The organism is Cyanobium sp. ATX 6F1 (assembly GCF_024346315.1).
GTDB lineage: Bacteria > Cyanobacteriota > Cyanobacteriia > PCC-6307 > Cyanobiaceae > ATX-6F1.
In genome coordinates this window covers 148,534-158,538 of the sequence record NZ_JAGQCS010000007.1, presented here as the reverse complement: position 1 = coordinate 158,538, position 10,005 = coordinate 148,534, and the positions used below count along the sequence as shown (strand labels likewise).

8 protein-coding genes and 1 pseudogene are annotated in these 10,005 nt (G+C 66.3%); 5 read left to right on the top strand and 4 right to left on the bottom strand.

The genetic code is table 11. The features are described from left to right. A pseudogene (locus KBZ13_RS11875) lies at positions 1–632 on the top strand (cyclic pyranopterin phosphate synthase MoaA); the annotation flags it as partial. A 6-nt stretch (positions 633–638) separates the two neighbouring features. Continuing rightward, positions 639–1,022, top strand: a complete 384-nt coding sequence (locus KBZ13_RS11870) for a hypothetical protein (protein WP_255009396.1) — start codon at positions 639–641, stop codon at positions 1,020–1,022. A gap of 23 nt (positions 1,023–1,045) precedes the next feature. Here KBZ13_RS11870 and KBZ13_RS11865 read toward each other — a convergent pair whose 3' ends face one another. Then, entirely contained in the window at positions 1,046–1,636 is a 591-nt protein-coding gene (locus KBZ13_RS11865; protein ID WP_255009394.1) for a TetR/AcrR family transcriptional regulator, read from the bottom strand. A gap of 161 nt (positions 1,637–1,797) precedes the next feature. Between KBZ13_RS11865 and KBZ13_RS11860 the strand changes: the two genes are divergently transcribed. Both KBZ13_RS11860 and KBZ13_RS11855 read left to right on the top strand, forming a co-directional pair. Further along, positions 1,798–2,403, top strand: a complete 606-nt coding sequence (locus KBZ13_RS11860) for a glutathione S-transferase family protein (protein WP_255009392.1) — start codon at positions 1,798–1,800, stop codon at positions 2,401–2,403. A 15-nt stretch (positions 2,404–2,418) separates the two neighbouring features. After that, positions 2,419–3,057: a pyridoxamine 5'-phosphate oxidase family protein gene (locus KBZ13_RS11855; RefSeq protein ID WP_255009391.1), complete on the top strand. Its 639-nt coding sequence runs from the start codon at positions 2,419–2,421 to the stop codon at positions 3,055–3,057. Between the two features lie 72 nt (positions 3,058–3,129). Here KBZ13_RS11855 and KBZ13_RS11850 read toward each other — a convergent pair whose 3' ends face one another. Further along, positions 3,130–3,867: an SDR family oxidoreductase gene (locus tag KBZ13_RS11850; protein WP_255009389.1), complete on the bottom strand. Its 738-nt coding sequence runs from the start codon at positions 3,865–3,867 to the stop codon at positions 3,130–3,132. A 104-nt stretch (positions 3,868–3,971) separates the two neighbouring features. Between KBZ13_RS11850 and KBZ13_RS11845 the strand changes: the two genes are divergently transcribed. After that, positions 3,972–4,928 carry a LysR family transcriptional regulator gene (locus KBZ13_RS11845; RefSeq protein WP_255009387.1) on the top strand — a complete coding sequence of 319 codons (957 nt, stop codon included), beginning with the start codon at positions 3,972–3,974 and terminating at the stop codon, positions 4,926–4,928. Here the strand turns inward: KBZ13_RS11845 and KBZ13_RS11840 are convergent. Both KBZ13_RS11840 and KBZ13_RS11835 read right to left on the bottom strand, forming a co-directional pair. Further along, positions 4,911–7,646: an MGH1-like glycoside hydrolase domain-containing protein gene (locus tag KBZ13_RS11840; RefSeq protein ID WP_255009386.1), complete on the bottom strand. Its 2,736-nt coding sequence runs from the start codon at positions 7,644–7,646 to the stop codon at positions 4,911–4,913. The genes KBZ13_RS11845 and KBZ13_RS11840 overlap by 18 nt on opposite strands. Further along, positions 7,636–9,903, bottom strand: coding sequence for an FdhF/YdeP family oxidoreductase (locus KBZ13_RS11835; protein WP_255009384.1), 2,268 nt, complete (start codon positions 9,901–9,903; stop codon positions 7,636–7,638). Before KBZ13_RS11835 ends, KBZ13_RS11840 begins: the two co-directional genes overlap by 11 nt. Between the last annotated feature and the right edge of the window lie 102 nt (positions 9,904–10,005).

Sequence of the window (10,005 nt, the reverse complement as noted above, 5' to 3'; positions counted from 1 at the left end):
CCGCCGCCGGAGCGGTGGTGCTGGAGAAGGTGCTCGCGGCCATCGAGCACGCACGCGCCGCCGGTTTTGATCCAGCCACCGGGGCGCTCAAGCTCAACGCTGTGCTCACCCGCGGCGGCAACGGCGAAAAGCTGCTGCCCCTGGCGGAACTGGCCCGGGAGCGGGGGCTGGAGCTGCGCCTGATCGAGTTCATGGATGTGGGCCATCGCAACGGCTGGTCAGCCGATCAGGTGCTCAGCGCCGCAGAGATGGTGGCCCGCCTCGGTGAGCGCTGGCCCCTGGAACCCGTTGGCCGCAGCGCCCACGGCACCGCCAGCCGCTGGCGTTACCGCGATGGCGGGTTGCACGTTGCCGTGGTGGCCTCGATCAGCGCCCCCTTCTGCGGCGACTGCAACCGCCTGCGCGTCACCGCCGATGGGATCGCCTACGGCTGCCTGTTCGCCACCAGCGGCACCGATCTGAAACCCTGGCTGCGGCCCGCCCTCGATTCCACTGGCCTGGCAGGCGCCCTGGGGGGCCTTTGGGAGGCGCGCACCGATCGCTACAGCGAGGAGCGCCAGGAGCGACAACTTGTCGCGAGCAGCGCCCAAGCCGCGGCCCCACGGGCCGAGATGGCCTACCTCGGGGGTTAAGCGCCGTTGACCCTGCTGCGCTACTTCGCCAAGCTGCGCCCGGGCAAGCAGGTGCTCTGGTGCTATTTGATCTGGTATCTGGTCAGCGCCATCGCCCTGATCGAGCCCGACCCCCTGCTGTGGCTGAACTCCCTGGGCCTCAGCGTGATCATCGGTGTGGGCCTGATGCTCAGCGTCTCCAGGGATGTCGCTTCGCCGACCGATCGCTGGCAGACCCTGCGGCTGTTCCTGATGCCGTTCTGCGTGTCGAGCTTCGCGGCGCTCACCAAGGGGAAGGGCTACGTGCTGCTGATCCCCGGGCGGGGAGAGGTGCTCACCGTTTCACTGGTCGCCTGCGGCGGGTTTCTGCTGGCCTGCCGGCTGCTCAAGACCCAGCGGCGCGCGGGCTGAGACCGAAGGCGGGGCGTTGGTTCTCAACCGGGAGCCGCGGCGTTGATCAGCACCGCTGCCGCCTCCCGTGCGGCCTGGGCCGCACGGGGATCGCGCTCGAGGAACGACAGCACAAGGGCGCCTTCGAGCAGGAGATGCAGCTGGCGGGCCAGGCGAGAGGGATCAGCGATCCCGAGTTCCTGGCATTGCTCCTCCAACAGCACGCGGCAACTTGCCTTGAACGCCTCCGCGGCCTGGCGGGGGCGATCGGTGGCCTCGGGGTACTCGCTGGCCGCCTTGATGAACAGACAACCGTGGAAATCGGGGGAGCGGACCCAGTCCGCCAGCCAGTCGAACACCGCCAGGATCCGGCCTTGGCTCCCTCCCGCGGCGTGCGCCAGCCGGGCGATGAGCGCCGCGCTGATCTCCCCGGCCAGGCGCTCCAGCACGGCGGCGATCAGCTCCTCCTTTGAGCCGAACTGCTTGTAGAGCGTCATTTTGGCCACCCCGGCCTCGGCCAGCAGGGTGTCGATGCCCACGGCCCTGTAGCCCTGCCGCGAGAAGAGCTCCTGGGCCGTGCTCAGCAGGGCCTCACGCTTGGCGGAAGCCCGGTTGGCGGTGGCGCTGGCAGTCATGGCGCTCCTGTCGTGAACAAAGCCTAGACAGTAGACAGAACGGTCTGCTACATATGAAGAGACAGACCGATCTGTCTAATTCCTGTCGGACTGTGCGGTCGGCCCCCTGTTCTTTTCAGGGGCTTCGCCTCAGCCATTGCCCCCCTTCGCGCCTCACTGCCATGCTTCGTCTCTACGGCCACGAACTCTCCGGCAACAGCTACAAGGTGCGCCTGCTGCTCGAACTTCTCGGGGTTCCCTACGAATGGGTGCGCGTCGATCTGATGCAGGGCGAGCACAAGTCGGAGCCCTTTCTGACGCTCAACCCCTTCGGCCAGGTGCCCGTTCTGGAAACGGACGACACCATCCTTTCCGATGCCCAGGCGATCCTCTACTACCTGGCGGCCCTCCAGGGCGACGGCCAATGGCTCCCCAGTGAGCCCCTTGCGCAGGCCAGGGTGGTGCGCTGGCTTTCCACGGCCGCCGGGGAGGTCAGGCAGGGCCCCGAGAGCGCCCGTCTGCACCACCTCTTCGGGGTCACAAGCCTTCCGATCGAGCGCGCCTTGGAGAAGGCCGCCTTCATCCTCGACCAGCTGGAGCGCCACCTGAGCGATCGACTCTGGCTGGAGCTGGATCGCCCCACCATCGCCGACATCGCCGTTTTCCCCTACGTGGCCTTAGCTGGGGATGGGGGTATCGATCTGGCTCCCTATCCCAACGTTCGTGCCTGGATCGGACGGATTCAAGCGCTGCCGGGCTACAAACCGATGGCGGGCCTGAAGGCCTAAGCGGAGCATCCACCGATGACCCAGCACTACCTGCATCGCCATCTCACCCCCGCCGTAGGGGAGGCCCAGCGCCAGGCCTACGGGCAGAGCCAGGCGGTACCACCGGCCCCCGAGTCCGATCGGCTCGGAGCGAAGGAAACCGCCTTCATCCAAGCTCGCGACAGCTTCTACCTGGCCAGCCTCACCGAGACGGGCGCGCCCTACCTCCAGCACCGCGGTGGCCCGGTGGGCTTTCTGAAGGTGCTGGATGACCACACCCTTGGTTTCGCCGATTACGGCGGCAACCGGCAGCTGCTCACCACGGGACACCTCCGGCGCGATCCGCGGGTGGCCCTGTTCCTGATGGATTACGGCGCCAGGCGGAGACTGAAGATTGACGGCGAGGCCGCGGTCGTTTCACTCGAAGGCGATCCAGCTCTGCGGCAACGGCTGTGGCTGGATGAGCCCGAGGCCGGTGAACCTGAGCGCCTCTTCCGCATCCAGGTGGAGGCCTTCGACTGGAACTGCCCGCAATTCATCACCCCCCGTTACACGGCGGCGGAGCTGGAGGCGCGGGAACGGCCTTTGCGGGAGCGCATCGCGGTCCTTGAGCACGAGCGGCTCCAGGCTCAGCATCCCGTTCGCGAACCTTCGCCGCACCAACCCGACCGTTGAAGGAACAGCTGATGGGATTTCACGACCCCCGCTGGATGTGTCGGCAGAATCCCTGGCCAGAGGCCCAGGCGCTCAACCGGGCATCCAGCCACCGAATTGCAGCTCCAGGGCTTTGAGCGGAGCCAGCAACTCCTGGAAGGATTGCTGCGAAACGGGATCAGGCAGCACCACCTCTTGACCGGTAAGGATCGCCTCCAGGGAGGCTTTGGCCACATCGATCGGGGCGACCTTCTCCACGGGCAGACCCTCGGCCATCGCCGTATCCACCGGCCCGGGGTAGACCCCGACCACAAGGGTGCCCTGGGCGGCCAGTTCAGCGCGGATGCCCTGGGTCAACGAATGGAGGGCGGCCTTGGAGGCGCTGTAGGAGCTGAACAGCGGTGCATTGGCGAGCGCAACCACAGACATCATGTTGACGATCGCGCCGCCGCCGTTGGCCTTGAGGATCGGCGCGAAGGCCCTCACCATCGTCAACGTGCCGAAGTAGTTCGTTTCCATTTCCCAGTGGGCCGTCTGGACACTGGAGGAGGTGAACAAACCGCCTGAGCCGAGCACCCCGGCGTTGTTGATCAATACGGAGATGTCTCCAGCGATGGCGGCGACCTTCTGAACCTGGTCGATCTGAGTGATATCCAGGGCAAGCGGCAGGATGCGCTCCGGGGCGAGGGTCACAAGCTCTTGCAGGCTCTCCAGGGAGCGTGCTGTCGCATAGATGCGGCGCACGCCGCCCTCGAGCAGGGCCTCGACGAAGGCACGTCCGATGCCGCGGTTGGCACCGGTCACGAGGGCGCTGGTGTTCGAAAGCTCCATGGATCGCTGGGATGAGTGGTCAGCCCAAAGCCTGTTCCATTCCCATGGATTTGAGAAGAGGGCCAATGAGACTAGGATTCATTCCATTGGCGAATGATTGAACCGTGGATCGGCTGACCCTGCTCCAGGTCTTCGTTCGGGTGGTGGAGCTGGGGAGCTTTTCGGCCGCCTCCAGGGAGCTGGGCACGTCCCAGCCCACCGTGAGCAAGCAGATCGCCAGCTTGGAGCGCAACCTCGACGTGCAACTGCTGCGCCGCTCCACCCGCCGCTTGAGCCTGACCCCCGAAGGGGAGCGGTTCTTCGCCCATTGCCAGCCGGCATTGGATGCCCTGGCAGCGGCAACGGCCAGCGTCGGTCAGCGCAACCGATTGGAGGGCTTCCTACGCGTGAGCTGCCCGGTGGCGTTCGGCCAGCAGGAGGTCATGCCTTTTGTGCGGTCGTTCCTGGAGCGCCATCCAGGACTTCAGCTGGATCTGAAGCTCAGCGACGCCTTTGTTGATCTGGTGGAAGAGGCCGTGGATGTGGCCATTCGGATCGGAGAGATCCGCGATCCATCCCTGATCGCCTATCCCATCGGCATCACCCGGCGCGTCACCGTGGCGGCCGCCACCTATTTCGCCGAGCGACCCGTTCCCCAGACTCCCGATGACCTCCTCAAACACAATTGCCTCATCTTCAGCCGTCATACGACGCTGAACGACTGGCATTTTGACCATCCCCTCCACGGGCCCCTACGGGTGAGCGTCGGGGGGAACTTCAGAACCGACAACTCCTCGGTGATCAGGGAGGCCGTTCTGGCCGGCATGGGGATTGGCGTCTGTCCCGTCTGGCTCTTTGGCGAGGAGATCGAATCCGATCGGCTGCGGGTTGTTCTTGAGGCCTACCAGCCCAAACCATTGCCGATCCACGCGCTGCACCGACGCGATCGCTTCGTTGCGGCCCGGGTCGATGCCTTCATCAAAGAAATCAGCCATCACTTCAAGGAACATCCATGGGTCTCCAGCGATCCACTTCTGCCTAGCCCGGGAGTCAGGCCACCGCCATCAAGAAGGGGCCCGTGACCGGGCTCGGTCCTGGATCAGCTGGGCCACCAGGCCGGTCCAGCCCGTCTGGTGGCTCGCGCCCAGACCGGTGCCGTCGTCGCCATGGAAATACTCATTGAACAGATGCAGGGGCTGTCCATCTGCATCGCTGAGGAAGGCGGCGGAGGCGCCGTAGGCCGGTGCAGGACCATTGGCACCGGGCAGAAAAAGGGCGATCAACCGGTCTGTGATCAGGTCGGCGGCCTGCTGGAGACTCATCCAGCGTCCGGAACCGGTGGGACATTCCACCTGGAAGTCGTCACCGGCGTATTGATGGAACTGGTGAAGGGCCTCGATCAGCAGGTAGTTGACCGGAAACCACACCGGGCCGCGCCAATTCGAATTGCCCCCGAACAGGCCGGAACGCGACTCCGCCGGCTCGTATCCGACCCGGTGCTCGTGGCCTTCGAAGGAGAAGACGTAAGGGTGCTCGGCGTGGTGGCGGGAGAGGGAGCGGATGCCGTGATCGCTGAGGAATTCGGCGGGATCGAGGAGGCGATTCAGGATGCGGCGGAAGCGATCCTGCGCCACGAAGCGGTTGGGGCTGAGGTAGGTGAGGGCGAGCAGGCGGCGGGCCTTCTGCCCCCGGGTCTCCATGCAGGCCACGTTGACCTTGAGATCAGGCCGGTGACGGATGAACCACTCCAGCCGCTCCTTGAACTTCGGTAGTCGCTCAAGCACATCGGGCTCCAGGATCGCTGTGGCGAAGAGGGGAATCAGCCCCACCATCGAGCGAATCTTCAGGGGCAGGCGGCTGCCGTCCGGCAGATGCAGCACGTCGTAGAAGAAGCCGTCCCCATCGTCCCAGAGCCGGTTGCCACCACTGCCGATGGGATTCATCGCCGCGGCGATGTAGAGGAAATGCTCGAAGAACTTCGTCGCCATGTCCTCGTAGACGGGATTTTCCAGCGCCAGCTCGAGAGAAATGGTGAGCATGTTGAGACAGAACATGCCCATCCAGCTGGTGCCATCGGCCTGCTCGATGAAGCCCCCAGTGGGCAGAGGCGCGCTTCGATCGAACACGCCGATGTTGTCGAGTCCAAGGAAACCTCCCTGAAAGATGTTGTTGCCCTCTGCATCCTTGCGGTTCACCCACCAGGTGAAATTGAGCAGCAGCTTCTGGAACACCCGCTCTAGAAAAGGTCGATCACCTGTGCCGGTAGCCCGCTTCTCCATGCTGTACACCTGCCACGTGGCCCAGGCGTGGACAGGCGGATTGACGTCGTCGAAGGCCCATTCGTAGGCGGGCAGCTGGCCGTTGGGATGCATGTACCACTCCCGCGTCAACAGATCGAGCTGGGATTTGGCGAAGCCGGGATCCACCAGGGCGATGGGCACGCAGTGGAAGGCCAGATCCCAGGCGGCGAACCAGGGGTACTCCCATTTGTCGGGCATCGACAGAACGTCGTCGGCGTGGAAGTGCTGCCACTGATGGTTGCGGCCGAGCCGGTGCCCCGGTGGCGGCGGCGTGGCCGGATCCCCCTCGAGCCAGTCGCGGATCACATAGAGGTAGGTCTGCTTGCTCCAGAGCAGCCCGGCAAAGGCCTGGCGCTGGAGGTCGCGCAGAGGGTGCGACAAGGAAGCCGGGATCAGCTCGCCGTAAAAGGCGTCGGCCTCCTGCAGGCGTGCCCGAAAGATCGCATCGAATCCGTCGCCGAGGGGATCGACCGGAAGCCGGCGATTCACGAGCCGCAACTTCAGCACCCGGGTTTCCCCCGCCGCCAGGGGCAGGACGTAGTGCAGGGACGCCTTGGTGCCGATGCCTTGCGGATGCACCGCCCCCCTCTCGCCCTCCACCACGCAGTTGTTGATGCCGTCCTTGACGAAGGGGCTGGGGTTGTCCGCACCGAAGAGTCGTCTGGCGTTGGTCTCGTTGTCGGTGACCAGCAGCCCGGGCTGCGCGCCCATGGACCCATCAGGGGCAGCGACCAGCGCTTCGGCATGCAGCCAGAACTCCCCCATGGCAGGGTGGCTCGCGACCAGGCTGAGCCAGGGTGTGGCATCAGGAGCGGAGGCTGCGACAAACGGCGCGTCGGGCCGGATCGAAGGGCGCGCTTCATCGCCTCCCCAACTCCAGGTGTTGCGAAACCAGAGGGTGGGCAGCAGGTGAAGGGTGTGGGGATCGGGGCCGCGGTTGGTGACGCTGAGACGGATCAGGATGTCGTCCGGGGATTGCTTGGCATACTCCACCTGGACGTCGCAGAAGCGATCGCCCGCGAAGATGCCGGTGTCGAGCAGTTCGTATTCAGGAGCGTCGCGGCCCCGGCGGCCGTTCTCCGCGATCAGCTCCTCATAGGGAAAGCGGCCATGGGGGTAGCGGTACAGCCCCTTCATGTAGCTATGGCTGGGGGTGCTGTCGCGGTGGAAGTAGATCTCCTTGACGTCCTCCCCGTGGTTGCCCTGGGGGCCACTCAGACCGAAGAGCCGTTCCTTGAGGAAGGGGTCCAGGCCATTCCAGAGGGCGAAGGAGAAACAGAGGCGCTGGTGGTTGTCGCAGAGGCCCAGCAGGCCGTCCTCCCCCCAGCGGTAGGCACGCGAGCGGGCCTGGTCGAAGGGGAAGTGGTTCCAGGCCTCGCCATCGCCGCTGTAGTCCTCCCGCACCGTTCCCCACTGGCGATCGCTGAGGTAGGGCCCCCAGCGGCGCCAGCGGGCTTCACGGAGGTCGTCAGCGACGAGCCGCTGCCGTTCAGCCGACACGGTTTGCCGCCAAGGCCCCCCGCACCAGCACCGGCACCCGCTTGAACGCCGGGGTACCGCTGCGGGGATCGATCTGGGCCCTGACGATCGCGTTCACCTCCGGATAGAACATCAGCGCCGCCCCCTCGCGGATCTCGCCGGGGATGATCTCCACGTTCTCCAGGGCTCCGGCCTCCCCCTGCACCGTCACCCGCTGGTGGGCGCGCAGACCGGAGCGCGTCAGATCGGCGCGGTTCATCAGGATCGTGTTGCGATGGGACATGCCCCGGTAGGCGTCGCCCTCCTTGTACACAACGGTGTTGTGCTGGGAGTAGCTGCGCGCCGTGATCAACGCCAGCACCAGCCCCGTGTCGTCCGGCGCCAGGCCGCCGAAGTGGGCCGGCTCGGGCAACGCCAGCTGCGGCAGGGGTGTGGGTTCCATCCGCGCTTTCCCGGATGGCGTGGGGAACGTCGGCTCGCTGAACAGCCGCCCCTGCACACTGAATTCCCGCCTCGTTGCATCGATGTTGGCGATCGGGCCATAACCCGGCACCGTGCGGGCGATCAGCTGGCGCACATACACCGGATCCTGGAGCTGGGGCCAATCCACGGGATCGCAGCCCAGTAACCGGGCCGCCAAGGTGGAAAGGAAACCAACCTCGCTGATCAGATCGGCGCGTTTGAGGTGGGTGCTGCCGGGTTCGTTGAGGCGCACGAAGTTGTTGCCCGCTTCGGTGGTGGTGCGGTGCGGCGTCTCGAAGCGGTTGAACACCGGCAGCACCAGGGTGCGCTTCGCCCCTAGCCCGTGGAAGTGGCCCTGGTTGGGTTTGGTGGCCAGATACATCACGGTGTCGATCCGCCCTAGGGCGAGCCTCGCCTGGGCCGAATCCGGGTTGGCGCCCCAGAGGTTGCCGCCCAGGCAGAGGAGTGTGTCGACGGCACCGGCTTCGGCCGCCTCGATCAGGGCGCGGGTGTCGTAGCCAGGCACACGGCTCAGGGGCCGGCCCAGCAGCTGCTCAAGCGCCTGCTGCATCTCGGCGCGGAGCTTCACGGTCACGCCCATCGAGCCGAAGCCCTGCACGTTGGAGTGGCCGCGGATCGGCATCGTGCCCGCCCCAGGCTTGGCCACATTGCCGCTCAGCAGCGCCGTGTTGGCGATGGCGTGCACGTTGGCGGTGCCGTTGGCGTGGTGGGTGATGCCCATTGCCCAGGCGAACACCACACCCCTGGCCCGGGCGATCACGGCGGAGGTGTGCTCGAGCTCCTCTCGGCTGAGGCCGCAGCAGGCGGTGATCGCCTCCCAGGGGGTGGAACGCAGCTGCTCCAGCACCGCCTCGGAGCCTTCAGTGTGGGCGGCGAGGAAATCGTGGCGCACCTGGTGGGCCTCCAGCAGGGCCTTCTGGATCCCCAGGAAAACGGCTGTATCGCTGCCGGGAATCGGCTGCAGGAACAGCGAGGCGATCGCCGATCCCTGCAGCATTGATTTGATCGGGAAGGCCGGAGAGCCGAACTTGAGCAGGCCCACCTCCAGCACCGGATTGATCACGATCACGGAGCCGCCTCGCTCCCGCAGGCGGATCAGCTCGTTCATCAGCCGCGGGTGGTTCGCCGGCGCATTGGATCCCACCAGCACCACGCAATCAGCCTGCTGCAGGCTCTCGAGGCTCACCATCGAGGTGCCCGAGCCGAACACCTCGCCCAGCCCCACGGTGGAGGGGGCGTGGCAGAGGTCGGAGCAGTCGGCGAGGTTGCTGGAGCCCAGCGCGCGCACCAGCAACTGCAGCAGGTAGGCGGCCTCGTTGGAGGAGCGGCCGGAGCTGTAGGAGGCCAGCCGCTCCGGCGGCACGCGGAAGGCGGCCTCGGCCAGTTCGAAGACGTCGTCCCAGCCGAGGCGCTCGTAGTGGCTGCGGCCCTCGCGCAGGATCAGCGGATGGCTGAGCCGGCCGAGCCGGTCGGCCTCCAGGGAGCTCAGGCGCTGGAGCTCGCTGACGCTGCGGCCTGAGAAGACGGATTCCGGCACCGCCGCCTGCAGTTCGGCGCTGATCGCCTCGACGCTCTTGAGGCAGCGCTGCAGCGGCTCACCCAGTTCATCGACAAAGCCACCGTTCTGGCCGCCGGTGCCCCAGGCACAGGAGAGGCAGGCGCTCTTGTGCAGCAGCGTCTGCCAGAGCAGGGGGCCGCGGGGCGAAAGAGTGGCCCGGGCCCAGCCGTCGATCACAGGCCAGCCGCCGCCCATGGCCGGGGTGGAGGAATCGGGACTGGAGCCGGGGTCAGCCATCGGCCGCCAGAGCGAAGATTCAAGCTACGGCGTCCGCCCTCCAACCGGTCGAGGATTCCCCCATCCGATCCGGGCGTTCACCGGTATTCCCTGCATCACGCC